Annotated in this window: 15 protein-coding genes; 9 read left to right on the forward strand and 6 right to left on the reverse strand. The window is 64.6% G+C overall.

Annotated elements, in window-relative coordinates; translation table 11 throughout:
- Nucleotides 1-29: 29 nt before the first annotated feature.
- Genes tssE through AC1RTP_RS02360 form a run of 4 tightly spaced genes read left to right on the forward strand, consistent with a single transcriptional unit; the run spans nt 30 to nt 4,629 of the window.
- Nucleotides 30-488 (forward strand): type VI secretion system baseplate subunit TssE, encoded by a 459-nt coding sequence (gene tssE / locus AC1RTP_RS02345; RefSeq protein WP_498604415.1) that lies wholly within the window; start codon nt 30-32, stop codon nt 486-488.
- The gene (gene tssH, locus AC1RTP_RS02350; protein ID WP_498604417.1) at nt 485-3,076 is read left to right on the forward strand and encodes a type VI secretion system ATPase TssH; all 2,592 of its coding nucleotides are present in this window, start codon (nt 485-487) and stop codon (nt 3,074-3,076) included. The genes tssE and tssH overlap by 4 nt, the downstream gene beginning before the upstream one ends.
- An 8-nt stretch (nt 3,077-3,084) precedes the next feature.
- Nucleotides 3,085-3,987 (forward strand): type VI secretion system protein TssA, encoded by a 903-nt coding sequence (locus AC1RTP_RS02355; RefSeq protein ID WP_498604418.1) that lies wholly within the window; start codon nt 3,085-3,087, stop codon nt 3,985-3,987.
- 15 nt (nt 3,988-4,002) lie between these two features.
- Nucleotides 4,003-4,629: a tRNA-uridine aminocarboxypropyltransferase gene (locus tag AC1RTP_RS02360; RefSeq protein WP_498604420.1), complete on the forward strand. Its 627-nt coding sequence runs from the start codon at nt 4,003-4,005 to the stop codon at nt 4,627-4,629.
- On the opposite strand, the gene AC1RTP_RS02365 is transcribed toward AC1RTP_RS02360, so the two are convergent.
- From AC1RTP_RS02365 to AC1RTP_RS02375, 3 genes are read right to left on the reverse strand one after another with little or no spacing between them, the layout of a single operon-like run.
- Complete coding sequence (locus AC1RTP_RS02365; protein ID WP_498604421.1) at nt 4,622-7,465, reverse strand: Hsp70 family protein; 2,844 nt, start codon at nt 7,463-7,465, stop codon at nt 4,622-4,624. The two genes, AC1RTP_RS02360 and AC1RTP_RS02365, sit on opposite strands and share 8 nt — an antisense overlap.
- Nucleotides 7,462-9,309, reverse strand: coding sequence for an Hsp70 family protein (locus AC1RTP_RS02370; RefSeq protein WP_498604422.1), 1,848 nt, complete (start codon nt 9,307-9,309; stop codon nt 7,462-7,464). The genes AC1RTP_RS02365 and AC1RTP_RS02370 overlap by 4 nt, the downstream gene beginning before the upstream one ends.
- A complete protein-coding gene (locus tag AC1RTP_RS02375; RefSeq protein WP_498604424.1) occupies nt 9,306-9,872 on the reverse strand; it encodes a DUF2760 domain-containing protein in 567 nt (188 codons plus the stop codon). Before AC1RTP_RS02375 ends, AC1RTP_RS02370 begins: the two co-directional genes overlap by 4 nt.
- Before the next feature lie 127 nt (nt 9,873-9,999).
- Here AC1RTP_RS02375 and AC1RTP_RS02380 point away from each other — a divergent pair, with 127 nt between their 5' ends.
- Complete coding sequence (locus tag AC1RTP_RS02380; RefSeq protein WP_498604425.1) at nt 10,000-11,166, forward strand: PA0069 family radical SAM protein; 1,167 nt, start codon at nt 10,000-10,002, stop codon at nt 11,164-11,166.
- A gap of 196 nt (nt 11,167-11,362) precedes the next feature.
- On the opposite strand, the gene AC1RTP_RS02385 is transcribed toward AC1RTP_RS02380, so the two are convergent.
- Both AC1RTP_RS02385 and AC1RTP_RS02390 read right to left on the reverse strand, forming a co-directional pair.
- Nucleotides 11,363-11,938 (reverse strand): gamma-glutamylcyclotransferase, encoded by a 576-nt coding sequence (locus tag AC1RTP_RS02385; protein WP_498604426.1) that lies wholly within the window; start codon nt 11,936-11,938, stop codon nt 11,363-11,365.
- Nucleotides 11,939-11,945: 7 nt separating this feature from the next.
- Nucleotides 11,946-12,815 (reverse strand): LysR family transcriptional regulator, encoded by an 870-nt coding sequence (locus AC1RTP_RS02390; RefSeq protein ID WP_498604427.1) that lies wholly within the window; start codon nt 12,813-12,815, stop codon nt 11,946-11,948.
- Between the two features lie 86 nt (nt 12,816-12,901).
- On the opposite strand from AC1RTP_RS02390, the gene AC1RTP_RS02395 reads away from it, so the two are divergent.
- From AC1RTP_RS02395 to maiA, 3 genes are read left to right on the forward strand one after another with little or no spacing between them, the layout of a single operon-like run.
- The gene (locus AC1RTP_RS02395; RefSeq protein ID WP_498604429.1) at nt 12,902-13,432 is read left to right on the forward strand and encodes a VOC family protein; all 531 of its coding nucleotides are present in this window, start codon (nt 12,902-12,904) and stop codon (nt 13,430-13,432) included.
- Between the two features lie 22 nt (nt 13,433-13,454).
- Nucleotides 13,455-14,477, forward strand: a complete 1,023-nt coding sequence (locus AC1RTP_RS02400; protein ID WP_498604431.1) for a fumarylacetoacetate hydrolase family protein — start codon at nt 13,455-13,457, stop codon at nt 14,475-14,477.
- Nucleotides 14,474-15,118, forward strand: coding sequence for a maleylacetoacetate isomerase (gene maiA, locus AC1RTP_RS02405; protein ID WP_498604432.1), 645 nt, complete (start codon nt 14,474-14,476; stop codon nt 15,116-15,118). Before AC1RTP_RS02400 ends, maiA begins: the two co-directional genes overlap by 4 nt.
- A 109-nt stretch (nt 15,119-15,227) precedes the next feature.
- On the opposite strand, the gene AC1RTP_RS02410 is transcribed toward maiA, so the two are convergent.
- Entirely contained in the window at nt 15,228-18,905 is a 3,678-nt protein-coding gene (locus AC1RTP_RS02410; RefSeq protein ID WP_498604433.1) for an ATP-binding protein, read from the reverse strand.
- 118 nt (nt 18,906-19,023) lie between these two features.
- On the opposite strand from AC1RTP_RS02410, the gene AC1RTP_RS02415 reads away from it, so the two are divergent.
- Nucleotides 19,024-19,422, forward strand: a complete 399-nt coding sequence (locus AC1RTP_RS02415) for a hypothetical protein (protein WP_498604435.1) — start codon at nt 19,024-19,026, stop codon at nt 19,420-19,422.
- Nucleotides 19,423-19,456 lie beyond the last annotated feature (34 nt).

The raw sequence follows: 19,456 nt of genomic DNA on the forward strand, positions 1-19,456 counted from the left end.
GCTGCAGCCGTTTTTTTCGGAGATGCGGCATGGATGGCTTTCGCCTTGGCTTATTGGACCGTTTGTTGGGAAGCCATTCCGGTGGACGCTTCCTGTCGCAGGAACAGTTGAAGGAAAGCGTGGCGCGCGACCTGGAAGTACTGCTGAACACACGCACCGCGTTGCCGCAACAGCTGCTGCAAGCCTATCCGGAATGCGCAAGCTCGATCCTGAACTTCGGGCTGGCGGATTTTGCCGGCCTGTCCCATAGCAGCAGCGAAGACCGGGCGCGAATCTGCAGCAGCATACGCCAGGCGGTGGAGCGGCATGAGCCGCGCCTGCGAAATGTGCTGGTCACCCTGGCCGATCGCAACGGAAGCGTCAACCGCATCGATATCGTCATCGTCGGCATGCTGCGCACGCATGGCGGGAGCGAAGCGGTGAGCTTCAGCGCCGCACTTCAGCCCTCATCGCTGCATTATTCCATCAAGCGCGGAGCCATCGCATGAGTATCCAACTGAAAACCCTGATCGGAAAACTGAATGGCGCCTGCCGCGCCGCCGCAACCCGCGCTGCAAATATCGCCATTGGCATGGGGCATGGCGAAGTCGATGTCGAGCATCTTCTGCTTGCGTTGCTGGAGCAGCCGGAATGCGATTTGCTGGCGATCGCAGGCCGCTGCGAAGTAAGCCCTACCGCGCTGGAGTTTGATTTGCGGCGCGAACTGGCTGGGGTGTGCGTTGCTACGGTGCGTGTTCCGGTATTTGCGAGGCGGCTGCAACTGCTGCTGGAGCATGCGTGGCTGATTTCCTCGCTGGCCTTGCCGCAGCCGGACCAGGTACGCAGCTGCCATTTGCTGCTTGCGTTGCTGACGGAATCGGAATTGTCGCAACAAGCGACGCGCATCTCTTCGCTGTTTGCGCGATTCCCGGTCGATGGCCTGAAACATCGCATGGAGAAGTATGTCGCCGGCTCCGCGGAGGGCGAGGCCGAAGCGCAAGAGCTGTCGCCGGCGGCGCCGCAAATGCCGGCGCTGGCGCAATACACCGTCAACATGTGCCAGCTTGCGCGCGACGGAAAATTGGATCCGGTAATCGGCCGCGCTGCGGATGTACGGCAGCTGATGGACATTCTGCTGCGGCGCCGCCAGAACAACCCGATCCTGACCGGTGCGGCGGGCGTCGGCAAAACTGCCGTGGTGGAGGGCCTGGCCCTGCGTATTGCCGCCGGCGAGGTGCCGCCGCCCTTGCGCAACGTGGAACTGCATGCCCTGGACCTGGCGCTGCTGCAGGCCGGCGCCAGCGTTCGCGGCGAATTCGAGGCGCGCCTGAAGAATGTGATCGACGAAGTGCGCCGCAGTCCGCGTCCCATCGTGCTGTTCATCGACGAAGCGCACACCATGATCGGCGCCGGAGGTACGGCCGGACAGGGCGACGCGGCCAACTTGCTGAAGCCAGCCTTGGCGCGCGGCGAGTTGCGCACCATTGCCGCCACGACCTGGAGCGAATACAAACGATATTTCGAGAAGGACGCGGCACTGGCCCGACGTTTTCAGGTCGTCAAGGTCGAAGCACCGGACGAGGACACGGCGGCGGCAATGCTGCGTGCCATGGTGCCCCTCATGGAGCGGCATTTCGGGGTGCGCGTGAGCGACGATGCCGTCACGGCGGCGGTGCGGCTGGCGCACCGCTATATCAATAGCCGCCAGCTGCCCGAAAAGGCAGTCGGCGTGCTGGACACGGCTTGCGCCCGCGTCGCACTGAGCCAATGCGCATCGCCAGCGCTGCTGGAAGACGCAGCCTGCCAGATCGAGCGTCTATCTGCGCGCATCGCGGCGTTGGAGCGCGATACGGCGACCGGTGCCGGCAGCAGCGATGGCGGCCCATCCCCGGTGGCCGCCCTGCGCGACGAGCGAGGCAGCCTGCAAGCCTGGCACGCGGAGCTGGCGGCGCGCCATGAACGTGAGCGCGAGCTTTGCAAGCGCGTTGTCGCGCTGCGGCAAGGCGGCGATGCCAGCGCCGCCGCCAGCGCCCAGCAAGAACTGCACGCCCTGCAGCGCGAAGCACCGATGGTAGCGCTGGAAGTCGACCGCCATGTTGTCGCTGGCGTGGTCGCGGCATGGACTGGTATTCCTGTCGGCCGCATGCTGCGCGATGAAATCCGCACCGTGCAGCAGCTCACCCCCGCGCTGGAGTCGCGTGTGCTGGGCCAGCCGCATGCCGTTGAAACCATCGTGCAGCGCATGCGCACCGCGCGTGCGGGACTGGACGATCCGCGCAAGCCGAAGGGCGTATTCCTGCTGACCGGTCCTTCGGGAGTGGGCAAGACCGAAACCGCGCTGGCCCTGGCCGATTTGCTGTACGGAGGCGAGCGCAAGCTGGTTACCATCAATATGAGCGAGTACCAGGAGCCGCACAGCGTGGCTGGCCTGAAAGGTTCGCCGCCCGGCTACGTCGGTTACGGCGAGGGCGGCGTGCTGACGGAGGCGGTGCGGCGCTGCCCTTACTGCGTGGTGTTGCTCGACGAGGCGGACAAGGCCCATCCCGACGTACTGGAACTGTTCTACCAGGTGTTCGACCGCGGCATGCTGGAAGATTCGGAAGGGCAGATGGTCGACTTCAGTAACACGGTCATCGTGCTCACGTCCAACCTGGGCTCCGCCGCCATCATGCAGGCCTGCCTGAACCGGGGCGAGGCGCCGTTGCCAATGCCGGAGGAGCTTGATGCCCTGCTGCGGCCGCACCTGGTGCGGTATTTTAAACCTGCCTTCCTGGGGCGGCTGCAAGTGGTGCCGTATTACCCGATCTCGGATGAAGCGCTGGCACAAGTCATTGCGATGAAACTGGGCCGTATCGGTCAGCGCATCAGCGAGAACCACCACGCCGAATTCTGTTGGGACGACGCGCTGGTGCAGGCGGTGCTCGCGCGCTGCACCGAGACTGACTCCGGTGCCCGCAATATTGACAGCATCCTGCATGGCAGCTTGTTACCGGGGATTGCAGACGTCCTGCTTGCGCGATTCGCAGACGGCATGCCGGTGGCGAAAGTAAAGGTGGGCGTAACGCGCCAGGGGCAATTCCGGATCACCACCAAATAGGAGGCCATATGTTCAGCAACGAGGATTTGCTGGTGCCGGTCAGCGCTGACCAGCCGTGCGGCGAGGATGTTTCGTTCGATGAGTGCATGGACGCGATTGCTGCCGCGCGGCGCCAGGATGATCCGACGCTGGAGCAGGGCGAGTGGACCACGCCGCTTCACACTGCGGATTGGCCGCTGGTGGCCAGCAGCTGTGCCGACTTGCTTCGCTCGCGCAGCAAGGACTTGCGGCTGGCAGTCTGGCTGGCCGAGGCGCGGGCGCATACGCATCGCTTGCGGGGGCTGGGAGATGGCTTCCACTTGCTGGCCAGCTTGTGCGAACGGTTCTGGGAGCACATGCATCCATTGCCGGAGGGCGGCGAGCATGAACTGCGCAGCGGCAACCTGGCCTGGCTGCTGGGGCGCACGCCGGCGCTGGTGCGGGACTTTCGCGCGGAAGGCGATCCCGAGGCCTGCCTGCGCGATGCGCAGCATTGCCTGGCGGGCCTGCAATTGCTGCAGGCCGCCGTCGATGCCCGGCTTGGCGCCGATGGCCCGGCCTTTGGGCCTGCGCGCGATGCGGTGCGGCGGGCGGTTGAACATGCTGCGCTCGAAGTCAGGTCCGTCGGTGCTGATGCCGGTGCCGACGATGAGGTGAATGCAGGGCGGGGCCCGGGTTCGTGGGCTGTGGCGGAGGGCGCGGCAGGCGGCAGGCCTGCGATGCCGCAATCGCGCGCACACGCGCTTGCGCAACTGCGGCTGGTGGCGGAATACTTCCGACGCACCGAACCGCATAGCCCGGTGGCCTACCTCGCTGAAAAGGCTGCCAAATGGGGGGAGCTGCCGCTGCATGAATGGCTGCGCGCCGTCGTCAAAGACCCGGCGCAGATCGCGCAACTTGAGGAACTGCTGGGGGCAAGCCAGCAATCCTAGTGTATGATCCGCGCCATGAACACCATGCCGCGGCGACCGATGTGCGCCAACTGCCTGCGCCCCGTCGCCACCTGCATTTGCCAGTTGGCGGCGCCGCTTGCGGGCGCGGTCGAAGTCCTGATCCTGCAGCATCCAATGGAAGTGCCGAATGCCAAGGGTAGCGCGCGCTTGCTGCATCTTTGCCTGCCAGGCAGCCGAATCGAAATTGGCGAACAGTTCGATGAAGCGGCGCTGCGCGCCATGCTCGGCGCGGGTGGCCGACAGCCGGTGCTTTTGTATCCGGGCACGCCAGGCGACCGTTCACTGGGAATCGCCCCGCCACCACCCTACAGCGCGACGCTGGCGCCCGAGCAGGTGCAATTGGTGGTGCTGGACGCGACCTGGCGCAAGAGCCGCAAGATGCTGTACCTGAACCCGGCCCTGCAAGCTTTGCCGCGCCTGCCTTTACGCGATACACCGCCATCGCACTATCTGATACGCAAAGCGCACGCGCCCGACCAGCTCTCAACGCTGGAGGCGACTTGCTATGCGCTGGCGCAGTTGGAAGGGGACGAACATCGCTATGACCGTGTGATCGCGGCTTTCGACGGCTTCGTCGCGCAGCAGCAGGCGCAGGCCGAGCGCGGCAGCATCGTCAGCTGAGAAGCTTCAGGCCAGGCGGGAGCGCTTCGCCCAGCATGCGCTGTTCGCTGGCCTGGTCGAGTTGCACAACTTCGCGCACCATGGCCGGCCATCCTGGCGGCGCCCCCGCAGCTGTAAGCCGGCGCACCACTTCCGCGCGTAATGTTTCGCGGATGTCGCGCGAACGGTCACCAGTCATGCGCGCCAGGTGGGCGGCGGCGAAACCCGCCGGCTCCACTTTGCGCCAATCCAGCAGCATGACGGCCTGCAGCCATGCTTCCACCGTTTCACTCGGCGCTACGTCGTGGGCGCTGCCGTGGAAGGGGCGCCGTGCCCCAACGCGGCCCAGCGCCCACAGGTAGCGGGTTTGCTTGGCGAGGTCCTTCGCCTTGGGCATCTCGCCCACCATCCAGTTGCCGATCTCGGCCTTGTAGGCGGAAGGGATGCGTTCGAGCGATGCGCCCAGGCGCAGCATGTCATCCTCGCTGCCGTTGACCAGGGTGACGGGACGGCGTCCGCGTTCGCGGGCATCGGCCTGCAGGTTGAAGGCGAAATCGTCCAGCAGGCGCAGTTGCGCAGCGGGAGGCAGGCCGCCTGCAACGCGGCGCCATAGCGTCCACCATTCGGCGCAGACCTGGCTGTCCTTGTGGTGCTGCACGCCAGTTTCGAACATTGCCCATAGCTGTTCGATGCGCCATTCGTCGAGCGTGTGGCCAAAGCCGGGCCGCAGGCAGTAGCCGGCCAGGTTGAGCCAGGTGCGTTCGTGCTCGGGCGAGCGGCGGCGGCCTTTGGCGCGCTCTATCAGGGCGTCGAACAGGCGGCGCAGCAGGGGCGTGGCCCAGCGTTCACGGCTACCTAACGAGTGTTCGAGCTGGCTGCGCAGCTGGCGCACTTCCTTGACGTCGACTTGCTGCGCGCGGCTGCCGAAGATGCGGTCGATCTTTTCCAGCGCGTCGGGCAGGCGCGCTGGCAGGGACGCTTCGGCGCTGGCATCGGCTGCACCGTCTTCGCCGGCGCAGCTGTCAGCGGCGTGATCGGCGCCGACTTCGCGCAGCTGGAATTCCAGTTGCCAGCGTTGGCCGTTGCCGTCGCAGTGCACTTCCAGCGTGCCGACTTCAGTCAGCGAGGCAGCCAGTTGCACGGTGATTTCCTTGCGCGCGTTGGCATCGTTGTTGTCGCGAAGTATGGTGGCAATGGCAGGCAGCGCGGTGAGATCGTCTGGTGCGAGGTCGGCCACTTCGCCGGCTTGCGGCGGCGTGGCGTCGGCCAGCGTGGTGGCGATGTGGAAGCGTACGGGGCGGCCCAGGCGCAAGGCGAAGCTGCGTTCGTCGAGGCGCACTTCGTGGCCGCTGGCCGCGCCGCGCGGGAGCAGGCAGACGGCGCGGCGCGTCACGCCGGGGGCGCGGGCGTTATCCAGTAGCAGCCAGTAGCTGCGCGGCGAGCCGCCGGCGATGGTGGGGGCCATGCCCTGTTTGCCAAGTGCGTACGCGACCCCGCCGCGGGCGACCGCCACGTCGGGGTTGTCGTTGTGGAGGACGCGCAGCGGCTGTCCGCGCCAGGCCGATAACGTTGCGGCCAGGCGCTCGGCCAATTTGGCGGCGCGGAATACGCCGCCGTTCAACAGCAGGGTGTCGGGGATGGGGAGCTTGCCGTCATCCGGCTGGCCCAGGGCATCGCGCGCGGCGGAGGCATGCTGGCGCAGGAAGCTGGCCAGGTGGCGCGTGATGGCCGGGTCGCTCGCGTAGGGCAGGCCGAATTCGACGATGCCGCCGCGTTTGAGTTGCGCGGGCTGCTGCGCTTCGTTGAGGGGGAAGAAGCCGTCCAGTACGATGCGCTCAATGTCTTGCCGCTGCAGCGTAACGGAGCGGCTGCCGCCAATCAGCTTGGAGCCAGAACCGAGAAGCGTGACGCTGATTTGCTCCGGCGCGTCCTCCGCCAGCAAGGCTTCCTTCGCCGCGCGGCAGCGTTCAGTGAGCTGGGCCAGGCGCGCCGCCGACAAGCGTTGCGGGGGCTGTGCGCTCGGCGTCCCGTCAGCGCTGGCGGACAGGCGCTGTTCGGCGAGGTGTGCCAGCGCCAGGTCCATATTGTCGCCGCCGAGGATCAAGTGATTGCCGACGCCGATGCGCGTCAGCTGCGGCGCGCCGTCCACCATTTCTACCTTGACGAGCGTGAAGTCGGTAGTTCCGCCGCCGACGTCGGCCACTAGCACCAGGCGTGCGGAAGCCAGCTCCTGCGCCAGCGTTGTGCGGTGGCGGTACAGCCAGTCGTAGAGCGCGGCCTGCGGTTCTTCAAGAAGGCGCAACGAAGGCAAGCCGGCCATGCGCGCCGCTTCCAGCGTAAGTGCTCGAGCGCCTTCGTCGAAGGATGCGGGTATGGTCAGTACGATTTGCTGCTGTTCAAGCGGCGCGGAAGGGAAGCGTGTATTCCATGCCGCCCGTAAGTGCGCGAGATAGCTCGCGCTGGCGGCAACCGGCGACACGCGCGCCACGTCATCCGCGGCGCCCCAGGGCAGGATGGGCGCCATGCGGTCAACGCCGGTATGGGATAGCCAGCTTTTGGCGCTGGCGACCAAGCGCCCGGGCACTTGTCCGCCAAGCTTGCGCGCCAGGCGGCCGACGACGGCGCCGGAAGGCGCGTCCGCCACCGTCGGCTCAGGCCAGGGCAGCTGCAATTCGCCCACCGCAAATTCGCCGGCAGCTGGGTGGTAGCGCGAGGAGGGCAGCAAGGCAGCGCTGCCAACCTCGCCGGGAGCGGTGAGCTGCTCGACTTCGAGCAGTTGGACATCGCCGCCCGGAGCGGCATAAGCGAGCACCGAATTGGTGGTGCCCAGGTCGATGCTGACCAGGTACTGCGTCATTGGCCTTCGCCGGCGCCGCGTACGTCGAATTCGACCTTCCAGCGTTGGCCATCCTGCGCCACGGCCAGCAGCTCCAGCGTGCCCGCTTCGCTGGCGTATGCATGCAGGCGCACCTGCACAACTTCGCCGGCGGAACGGCCTTCGGGCGACAGCGTAGCCTGAATTTCATTCAGCTCAATCAGTTCATCCGGACCCCAGAAATCGAGCACCGAGCCGATCTGGTCCTGGCGCCGCACTGAGGAACCGAAGAAGCGGAAGTGCACCGGCTCGCCGACCACCAGGCCGAATTCCTGGCCTGGCAATTCCAGCTCGCTGCCTTCTTCCATGCCGAACGGCGCCACGCACAGCGCCTGGATCGGCGGCTCCATGCCCGGGATGGCAGGCATCGAGGACTCCACGGCCACGTAGTAAGAGCGCGCCGTGCCGCCGCGAATGCGCACACCGGCGCCGCGACGCACATAGCTGTAATAGGCGGCGCCGCGTGCGACCGCCAGGTCCAGGTCCGCGCCGCCCAGCATGCGTGCCGGCTCGGCGCCTTCCATATAGAGCCAATCGTTGATGGTTTCCATCACGCGGCCAGCCAGCAGTTCGGACTTGAATACGCCGCCATTGAATAGCACTGCGCTTGGATGCAGGAAGGTGTGGGCCGGGTTGGCAGTAAAGCCTTCCAGTTCGCCGGTAGCGCCCACCTGGCGCGCCAGGAAAGCTGCCAGATGCTTGGTGATCGCCGCGTCCTGCGCGTAAGGCAGGCCAAGCTGGGTCAGGCCTGCGCGGGCGCGCACGGCAGGGCGTGCCGACGCTTCCACTTTCGGGAAGAAGCCGTCGGTGATGAAGGTCGTCACTTCGGCGCGCGTCAGCTCGGTGCGGATCGAGCCGCCGATCAGCTTCGAGCCGCGGCTTGGCACCACGATCGGCCAGGTTTCTGCCTGCGCGTTGGCCAGCAGGTTTTCCTTGGCGCTGCGGCAGCCGTAGGTCAGTGCGCGCATTTGCCACGCGTCGAGCTGGGTGCCGCTGGCGGCCAGCTTGCGCGCCACCAGATGGGCCAGGGCGAGGTCCATATTGTCGCCGCCCAGCAGGATATGGTCGCCTACGGCCACACGATGCGGTTCCAGCTTGCCGTCGCGTTCGAGGATGGCGATCAGCGAAAAGTCGCTGGTGCCGCCGCCCACGTCCATTACCAGGATGATGTCGCCCGGCTTGACTTCCTTGCGCCAGCGGCCATCGCTGTTCTGGATCCAGCTATACAGCGCGGCCTGCGGTTCTTCCAGCAGGGTCATGGCGTCGTAGCCGGCTGCGCGCGCGGCTTCGGCGGTCAGTTCACGCGCTGCCGGGTCGAAGGAGGCAGGAATCGTGACGGTTACCGCCTGCTGCGCAAACGGCGCTTCCGGATGGGCGTTATCCCATGCGGCGCACAAGTGTTTCAGGTAGCGGGTGGAAGCTTCCAGCGGCGAGACGCGCGAAACTTCTTCCGGCGCGTCATGCGGCAGGATGGCGGCGCGGCGGTCCACGCCCGGGTGGCACAGCCAGCTCTTGGCGCTCGAGACCAGGCGGATCGGCGTGGTGGCGCCGCGGCTGCGGGCCATTTCGCCCGTCACCGCGGGCTGTGCGTCGGCGGCGGCCCAGGGCAGGGCCAGTTCGCCGGCGGCCAGTTCGTCCGGGTGCGGCAGGTAGAGGAAGCTTGGCAGCAGCGGCAGTTCTTCCACCGTGCCCGGTGCGGTCAGCTGGGGCACGCGCAGTACGCCGTGCGCGGTTTTCTCGCCGTCGCTGCCGGCCAGTTCCACATAGGACAGCGCGCTATGCGTGGTGCCAAGGTCGATGCCGATGGCGTAACGTGGATCGCTCACAGCTCCACCTCGGCCGGCGCCAGGACTTTGGCGTCATGCGCTTCCGCCAGTTTGGGCAGGCGAACGCTGGAGGCGCGCCAGCCGCGGTGGCTCAGGGTGCCGGTGAACGGCGCCTTGCCGACCACGTTGCCGGTCAGGCGCACGGCAGCGGCGTCGAAGCCTTCCGGCAGCGTCACGCGGCTGCCTTCCGCTTCGCTGCGGATGCCTTCAATGGTGAAGTGCTCGCGCAGCACCTTGGCGCAGCCTTCATGCACCACGCGCGCTGCGGCGCCGATGTCGGCGTCGGAATAGGCGGACAAGTTTTCCTGGGTGAAGTCGATCAGGCGTGCTTCGCGCTGGAACAGCGACAGCAGTTGCAGGGCTGCGTCAGGCGTAGCTTCGCGCAAAGGCGCGGCGGCTGGAGCCGGGGCAGGCGTTGGAGTTGGGGCAGGTGCGGCTACCGGGCCGACTTGATCGTCGCGCACGCGCGCAGCGAATTCGGCATCGCCCAGGGTTTTGAAAAAGGCGCCAATGGCGAGGGAAATCCTGCTCCCAAAGGAGGGCAGATTGGAAGTTTTGCTCATGTTATTGCTCTTTGAATGTCGGGGGAAATCCCGGAGAAGTGCGCATGATACCAGCTTGGCTTGCAGGCGCGGCCAGGGCGGTTTAGAATACTGTATATATATCCAGTATTTAGCCGTCGAGGCACGCATGCAGGACGATGAACTAGAGGGGCAGGTGATGCTGCCGCCGCAATCGCGCAAGGCTCAAAAAGGGCGCGGAGCGGTATCAAATATGCAAGGCAGGTATGAATTGCAGGCGCGCGAGGCGTTTGATGACGGCTGGGCGCCCGATCCGGACGATGCCGATGCTGAAATGCGTCCGCCGTGCACCATCGTCACCGAAGAAATGGCCAAGACGATCCTGACGCATAACCAGTCGCCGGATATTCCCTTCAATGTTTCGCTGAATCCCTATCGCGGCTGCGAGCACGGTTGCATTTACTGCTTCGCGCGCCCATCGCATAGTTATCTCGGCCTGTCGCCGGGGCTCGATTTCGAGACCAAGCTATTTGCCAAAGTGAACGCGGCGGAGCTGCTGCGCGCCGAATTGTCCAAGCCCGGCTACCTGGTTGAATCGCTGGCGTTGGGCGTGAATACCGACGCCTACCAGCCGTGCGAGCGCGAATACCAGCTTACGCGGCGCGTGCTGGAAGTGCTGGCCGAGTGCAACCACCCGGTGGGGCTGATTACCAAATCCTCACTGATCGAGCGCGATATCGACATCCTCGCGCCGATGGCTGCGCGCAACCTTGCCGCCGCCTCGATCACCCTGACTACCCTGGATAGCAAGATTTCCCGCACGCTCGAGCCGCGCGCCGCCGCGCCGGCACGCCGCCTGCGTACGATTGAAACGTTGGCCAAGGCCGGCATTCCGGTCGGCGTCAGCATCGCACCGATCATCCCCTTCGTCACCGAGCCTGATATTGAAAAAATCATGGCCGCAGCGCGCGATGCCGGCGCGGTGATGGCAACTTACGTCGTGTTGCGCCTGCCATGGGAAGTGAGCCCGCTTTTCAAGGAATGGCTGGAAGCCCATTTCCCCGACCGCGCAGCACGCGTGATGAACCGCGTCCGCGATATGCGCGGCGGCAAAGAATATGAAGCAGAGTTCGGCTCTCGCATGCGCGGTGAAGGCGTATGGGCAGACCTGATCCAGCAGCGCATCGAAAAAGGCATCACCCGCTTCGGCTTCCACGGCCGCCACAGCAAATTCCGCTCCCTTGACTGCACCCAATTCAAACGCCCCGACTACATCCCCCCATCCGGCGCCCGCGCCCGTGCCGCCGCGAAAGCCGGTCAGATGGATCTGTTTTAAAAAAGCATTAGTCCGCCGCCAGTTCTCGGTTTGGGAGCTCTGTGCACACTTGTCGGGACCTACTACTGAAAACTACTGAAAATACTACTGAAAACTACTGAAATTGTGCTTTTGGGGCCCTGATAGCGCTCTAATCGCAAATATTTCAGTAGTTTTCAGTAGCAGCGACCGAGTTATCATGCAGGTACGCCGTCTCTCACTTTCCATCGTGCTGCAGTCGAGCAAGTTGGGCTTCGATTGCGTGAACATGCTCGTCGTGATGTCCCATTGCGCGAAGCTCGCTCGCCAGGCGCAGCAAGTATTCGATGTTCGGGCCGCTTGGGCCGGAAGCAGCGGCGATGTGGCGGGCGATTTCTTCCACCGGCGCATCGCCCAGCCAGGCGGCGTTGTCGGCGGCGGCGATGTAGATGAGGCCTTCCTCCACGCCGCCCGCTTCGAAATGAATGTGAATCGCAACGCGCAGGTAGCCATTTTTCTCGCGATGGTCGAGATGGGCAAATTCTTCCGGCGTAACAAGGTAGGCCATGCCGTGGCAAACGGCGCCTTCCAACGGAATCAGGGTAGCCACGCGGCCCGGCGCATCAGGCGTGCCGCGATGGTCGTGCGAACCTTGCCAGAAGCGGCGCGACCAGCCGAAAATGTGCGCCGGCCGGCGCTCGATGAAGGGGAAGTCCGCTTTGTAAATCAGAGAGCCATAACCGAACAGCCAAACCTGGTGGTGGCCGTCGAATTTGTCCATTGCCTTATTGGCTTCAATCGTATTGTGCGACATGCGCCAATTATAGGGAATGCTCGCCAAGCACGCTGATGAAGCGCTCCGCAGCGGGCGAAGGTGTGCGCGAGGTCTTGGTGTAGATGAAGAATTTGCGCTTTAGCTCCGGCTCGACCAGCGGCCGCATTTCCAGCCCATACAGGCGCACCATCGGCTCCGCATAGGGCAGGCAGGCGGTGATGCCCAGCCCCGCCGCCACCATCGCCAGCGCTGTCGTCATGAAGGTCACCTCGTTATACGGCGCCAGCGTCGTCATATCGCGCAGCAGGCGTTCGGTGAACTGGCCCTGCAGCGCAATGAAGGGATGCTGGTTGACCTCCGACCAGGCTACCGTGCGGCGCGCAGCCAGCGCATGCCCGGCGGGGAATACCACGACGAACGGCATTTCGAACAGCAGCTGCGCATCCACCTCCGCCGTCACATCGCGCTCCGGCCCAATGCCCACATCAACCTCGCCGCTCACTACGCGCGCCGCCACGTTATCGACCGGGCAGTCCACCAGTTGCACCTGCACGTCCGGATAGGAAGCTCGGAAAGCCCCGATCACCTGCGGCAGCAGGGTGCAGGCCATCATCTGCGGCGCCGCCACCCGCACGATGCCTTTTTTCAGGGCCTTGCGATTGGCAATATCCACCATCGCCCCATCCAGGTCCTGCAGCATCTTGTCGAACAGCGGATAAAGCTCGCGCCCCACCTCCGATAGCTGCACGCGCCGCGTATTGCGCTCGACCACCTTCACCCCCAGCAGCTGCTCCAGCTCCTTGATCTGCCCCGACAGGGCGGACTGGGTCACATGGAGCAGGTCGGCGGCGGAAGTGAAGCTGCCGGTGCGGGCAACAGCGACCAGGGCGCGCATTTGGCGGACGGTTGGACTCATCAGAAAAACTAATAAATGGACGTGAAAATATCGTTTGTATGATAGCTGAAACAAGAGTTTAATGGCGGGATACAAAGGAGCCCGTCATGAAAATCAAGCAAATCCACCACGTTGCCTACCGCTGCAAAGACGCCAAGGAAACCGTTGAGTGGTACGTCAAGCACCTGAACATGAACTTCGTGCTGGCCATCGCGGAGGATGAAGTGCCTTCGACCAAGGCCCCCGATCCATACATGCACGTCTTCCTGGACGCCGGCCAGGGCAACATCCTTGCTTTCTTCGAGCTGCCAACCCAGAAAGACATGGGCCGCGACGAAAACACCCCTGCCTGGGTACAGCACCTGGCGCTGGAAGTGGCGTCGATGGACGAACTTCTGGCCGCCAAAGAGCGCCTGGTCGCCGCCGGCATCGAGGTACTGGGCCCCGTCAACCACACCATCTTCAAGTCGATCTACTTCTTCGACCCGAACGGCCACCGCCTGGAACTGGCAGCCAACATCGGCACCCCGGAAATGATGAAAAAGCTGGACGACGTGAAGTGGGAAATGCTGGAAGAATGGTCTAAAACGAAAAAAGCCCCCAAGCACGCAGCCTGGATGCACGCACCACAAGCATAAAGATTAAAAGCGAAGGAATTACATGAAACTCGCCTCCCTGAAAGACGGCAGCCGTGACGGCCGCCTGGTCGTCGTTAGCCGCGACCTGAAATCCTGCCAGCCGGTACCGACCATCGCCGCCACCATGCAGGATGCACTGGATAACTGGGACAACGCCGCCCCGCAGCTGAAGCAGATCTACGCCCTGCTGAACCAGGGCAGCGCATCGGGCGCCAAGCCTTTCGACGAAAGCATGTGCCACTCGCCGCTGCCGCGCGCCTTCCAGTGGGCCGACGGTTCCGCCTATATCAACCACGTGGAGCTGGTGCGCAAGGCCCGCAATGCCGAAGTGCCGGCATCGTTCTATACCGACCCGCTGATGTACCAGGGCGGCTCCGACAGCTTCGTCGGCCCGCGCGACGCCATCTTCGCGCTGGACGAAGCCTGGGGTATCGACCTGGAAGCGGAAGTTGCCGTCATCACCGGCGATGTGAAAATGGGCGCCAGCGACGAAGAGGCGGCCAAGGCGATCCGCTTGGTCATGCTGGTCAACGACGTCTCCCTGCGCAACCTGATCCCGAACGAACTGGCAAAGGGCTTCGGCTTCTTCAACTCCAAGCCGGCCAGCGCCTTCTCGCCGGTGGCCGTTACGCCGGAAGAACTGGGCAAGTCCTGGAACGACAGCAAGCTGCGCCTGCCATTGCTGGTGCAGATCAACCGCCAGCCTTTCGGCAAGCCGAACGCCGGCGAGGACATGACCTTCAACTTCGCCCAACTGGTGGCCCACGCCGCCAAGACGCGCGAACTGTGCGCCGGCACCATTATCGGCTCCGGTACCGTCTCGAATAAGCAAGGCAGCCTGCACGGCTCCAGCATCGCCAACGGCGGCGTGGGCTACTGCTGCCTGGCCGAAGTGCGCATGTACGAGACCATCGAAAGCGGCAAGCCGCAGACCGGCTTCCTGCAATTTGGCGACACCGTGCGCATTGAGATGCACGACGCCGCCGGCAAGTCCATCTTCGGCGCCATCGACCAGACCGTGCGCAACTACGGGGAACGTGCATGAAGCTCTACACCTACTTTCGCAGTTCGGCCGCCTACCGCGTCCGCATTGCGCTGAACCTGAAAGGCCTGGCTTATGATGCCGTGCCGGTGCACTTGCTGCGCGACGGCGGCGAGCAGCTGGCGCCGGCGTATCGCGAAGTCAATCCGGCCGGGCTGGTGCCTGCGCTGGTGGATAACGGCATTGTGCTGACGCAGTCGCTGGCGATCATCGAGTACCTGGAAGAGGTGCATCCGATGGTGCCGCTGCTGCCGCAAGATGCGGTGGGCCGTGCGCGCGTGCGTGCGCTGGCGCAGACCATTGCTTGCGATACCCATCCGCTGATGAATCTTCGCGTGCTCAAGCACATCAAAGGCCCGATGGGGCTGAGCGAAGAGCAGAAAATGGATTGGTACTTCCATTGGATGGGCGAGGGCATGAAGGCGCTGGAGGCGCACCTGGAGCGCGACGGCGACGCCGGGCGCTTCTGCTACGGCGATACGCCGACCATTGCGGATTGCTGCCTGGTGCCGCAGGTGTATAACGCGCAGCGTTTCGAAATTGATTTGACGCCATACCCGAACATCGCCCGCATTGCCGCCAATTGCGCGGACCTGCCGGCGTTCAAGGCGGCGCATCCTTCCGCGCAGCCGGATACCGAGTAAAACCGGCAAACCGGTGTCTGACCCGCAGGGTCAGACACCTCGGCCAGCGGCCGCCGCATGTCGGTGTCTGACCCTATGGGTCTGACACCGGTTTACCGGTTCACCAGGATTAATCCACCAGCAACGAATAAAGCTGCGCCGGCGTAATCGGCTTCACCAAATGCGCCGCAAACCCCGCCGCCCGCGACCTCGCCTGATCCGCCGGCTGCCCATACCCCGACAACGCCACCAGCCGCGTATTCCCAAACCCAGGCTTGCGCCTCAGCTCAATCGCCAGCTCATACCCATCCATCCCCGGCAGCCCGATATCGAGAATCGCCAGGTCCGGCACAAAGCTCGCACTCGCCCGCAAGGCACTCGCTGGATCCGCCACCGCCTGCACCTCATGCCCGCCCACCTCCAGCAGCGCGCGCAAGCCCTGCAGCACGTCCTGGTTGTCATCCACCAGCAGCACCCGCCGCGGCGACACAGCCGCCAACTGCCCCGGCGCAGCACCAGCCACCGGAGCCATATCCGCCTCACCCGCCAGCGGCAAACGAATAGTAAATTCACTGCCCGCACCAGGCCCCGCACTATGCGCCTCAATCTCCCCACCATGCAGCTGCACCAGGCTGCGCGCAATCGACAAGCCCAATCCCAACCCGCCGCGCGAACGATCCAGCGACTGCGGCGCCTGCACGAACTTGTCAAACAACTGCGGCAGCATCTCCGCGCCAATGCCAATCCCCGTATCGCGTACTTTCAGCACCAAGCGTCCCTTGGCAGCAGACGCCCGCACCAGGATATGCCCGCCCAGGTTGGAATACTTGGCCGCATTGGTCAGCAAGTTGACCAGCACCTGCGCAAAGCGCATCGGATCGGCATTGATCGCCAGACCCTCGACCGGCACATCCACTTCCAGCCGCTGCTGGCGTTCCTCCAGCAAGCCGCTGACAGTTTCCAGCGCCTGTGCCAACAGCTTGGAAAGCTCAATCCGCTCCAGCCGCAGTGCTATCTTGCCTTGGGCGATGCGCGCCACATCCAGCAAATCATCCACCAGCCGCACCAGGTGATGCGCCTGGCGCTCGATGGCCGAGTGCTCGCGCGCCAGCCCGCCCAGTCCCTTTAGGCGCATCAGCTCCAGCGCAATCAGGATAGGGGAGAGCGGATTGCGCAGCTCATGCCCCACCATCGCCAGGAAATCGTCCTTGGTGCGATTTGCCAGCTCCGCGTCGCGCCGCGCGCGCACCAGCTCCGTCACCTCGAAAGCCACAATAGCCACGCGGTCCACCTCGCCGCGCGCATTGCGCACCGGCTGGTGCACGTAATCGAAATAGCACTCCTGCAGCCCGCCGTCGCGCTTCAGCATCACGCGGCGCGCTTTGCCGATGACGGGCTGGCCGGTGGCGAGCGCCTGTTCCAGTTCTTCCACCATGCCCTGGCCCTCCAGCTCAGGGAAGGCGCGCCGCATCGGCAGGCCGATGAGCTGGCGCTGCCAGCTCAATTCCACGAAACGGTCGTTGGCCAGTTCAAAGTCCAGGTCCGTCCCGCGCACGATAGCAATGGCGGCCGGCGCCTGCTGGAAAGTGTTCGCCATGCGCGCCATATGGGCGCGTTCAGCCTGGCGGATACGTGAGCGCATCAGCTGCGAATCGACGCGTGTCACCAGTTCCCGGGCGGAGAAAGGCTTGACCAGGTAATCGTCGGCGCCCGCGTTCACGCCTTCAATGCGTGCCTCTTCGCCTGCGCGTGCCGACAACAGCAGCACAGGCAGGTCATGCAAGTGCTGGTCGGCGCGCATGGCCGCAATCAGGCCGAAGCCGTCCAGCTCCGGCATCATCACGTCGGACACCACCAGGTCCGGCACCGCATGCGCCATTGCCCGCATCGCCTCGCGTCCGTTGGCCGCCGTGCTGACGTGCCAGCGCTGGCGCAGCAAGCGCGCCAGGTAATCGCGCATGTCGGCGTTGTCGTCCACCACCAGCACTTGCGCGCCCAATGTCAGCACGCTGTCGTCATCGGCCAGGTCGAGGAAGGGCTCTTCGTTGTCTTCTTCAGGCAGCCAGCGCTGCGCCTCCAGCAGGAAGGCTTCACGTACGCCGGCGTTGCCAACGCCGTGCCCGACGCCCAGCTGCTCATCGCGCAGGTGCGCGTGGCCAAGCGGCAGCGTGATGATGAAGGTACTGCCCGCGCCCAGCGTGCTGTCCAACTCAATATGCCCATGCAGCAGCTCCACCAGGTCGCGCACCAGCGCCAGGCCGATGCCCGAGCCTTCGTGGGTGCGCGAGCGCGTGCCTTCCACGCGGCGGAAACGCTCGAATATTCGCTGCTGCTGGTCTTCCGAAATACCGACGCCTGTATCGCTGACCGATAGCACCGCCATATGCCCTTGCTGGCGCAGCTTGACTGTGATGCCGCCGTCGAAAGTGAACTTGAAGGCGTTGGACAGCAGGTTCAGCACGATCTTTTCGAACAGGCCGATATCGACCCAGGCGCAGGCACTCAGTTCGCTGCAATCGACCGTCAGCCGCAGCCCCGCGCTTTCCACTACCGAGCGGAAGCCGCTGGCCAGGTCGCGAGTGAGGGCGGCCAGGTCAACGCGGGAATAGCTGGCATGCATGCGCCCCGCCTGTACGCGCGAAAAATCGAGCAGGGTATTGACCAGTTTTTGCAGGCGCAATGCGTTACGCTGGGCCAACCGCAGGCGCTCGTGGTGAATCGCCGGCAGGCGGTTGGCGCTGTCGCCCAGCGCCTCCTCTATGGGACCCAGCATCAGCGTCAGCGGCGTGCGGAATTCGTGGCTCACATTGCTGAAGAAGGCGGTCTTCGCGCGGTCCAGTTCTGCCAGGGCCTCGGCGCGCTGCCGCTGCTCGGCTGCCGCGCTGGCGTTCTGCACCGCCGCCGATACCTGACCCGCCACCAGCTCGCAGAAGGTGCGGTATTCGGCATCGAGCGGACGCGCCGGGCTAATGCCCAGTACCAGCACGCCGTCCGTCACGGGCAGCGCCATCGCCACCCGCACCGGTTGTCCTGCCAGGCCAAGCGGCAAGCCAGGCAAGCCGGCGGTGGCAATCGCCACAGGCTGGCCGCTGGTCAGCACCTGGCCCACCGGCCAGTGCGCCAGGTCGCAAGCGGCATCCTCCACATGCGCCGTCTGCTGCAGTCGCACGCTGTCGCCCACGCGTTTGAACAGCAGGGCGAAGGGAATGTCGGCCGGGTTCTCGCCGATGGTGTGCATGGCGGTGGCGCAGGCACTGGCCACGTCTTGCTCACGCAGCGCGCTGGCCGACAGCGCCGACAGTGCGGCCAAGCGGCGCGCGTTCAGGCGCGTGGCCGTGGTGTCGGTGGAAGGGCAGAACAGGCCGCCCACTGCGCCCGCTTCATTGAAGATCGGGCTGTATGAGAACGAGTACCAGACTTCTTCCACCCAGTCGCCTCGATTCATGAACAGCTGTACCGCATCGACATAAGAAGGTTCGGCGCGCTGGAACACCTTGTCGGCCAGCGGACCGCAGAAATGCCAGATCTCTGCCCACACTTCCTGCGCCGGGCGGCCCAGCGCCCACGGGTGCTTGGCCGCGCCCAGCACGTCGATATAGGCGTCGTTGTAGAGGAAGGTAGCCTGCGGGCCCCAGCCGATCCAGATCGGGTGGCTGGAATTGAGCATCAGGTTGACCGTGGTGCGCAAGCTTTGCGGCCACGCGTCGAGGCGTCCGAGCGGCGTGGCGGACCAATCGAACTCGGCGATCTGCCGTCCCAATGCGCCTGGGGACGCAAGGAAATTCAAGCCTTCCTGTTTGATAGTCACGCGTAGCTCGATCTGTAAATTTTTATCAATTTAGCACTGTACGAAAACTGCGCGGCGCACACAAGTGCCAGCCGCCGCCCGGTTTGACAGCAGCATGCAAGCAACGGATACTGGGACGATGACAATGCCGCCTTTCCCCATACGCAAGGAATGCCCGCCGGGCGCCTGCGATTGCGCGCGCGAGTCGCTGCTGGAGGACCCGCAAGCGGACTTGCGCATCCTGCGCCTGACCAAGGAAGAGGAAAAGCGCCTGCTCGAGCGCATCGAGGCAATCTCCACCTATGCCGAGCTCATGCGCATAGGCCAGCGGCTGGAAGAACAGCTGGGTGTTTCGGTCAGCATTGCACCGGGACCGAACGAAGTCCGCACGGTGCGCGGTTTCCAGATCGTGCTGGGCGAGCGGCCGGGCCTGTGCCGCAAGACGCGTCAGTCGGTACCTGCAGCCATACGTAAGTGTCTGGAACGCAACCCCGAGATCGCTTTTGCCATCCTGAATGCCCACGATTTGTTTGCATAGAGGTAAAATAGCTTACTTCCTGTCAATTCGAAAG

This window comes from Pseudoduganella sp. GW821-FHT11H04, assembly GCF_058807935.1.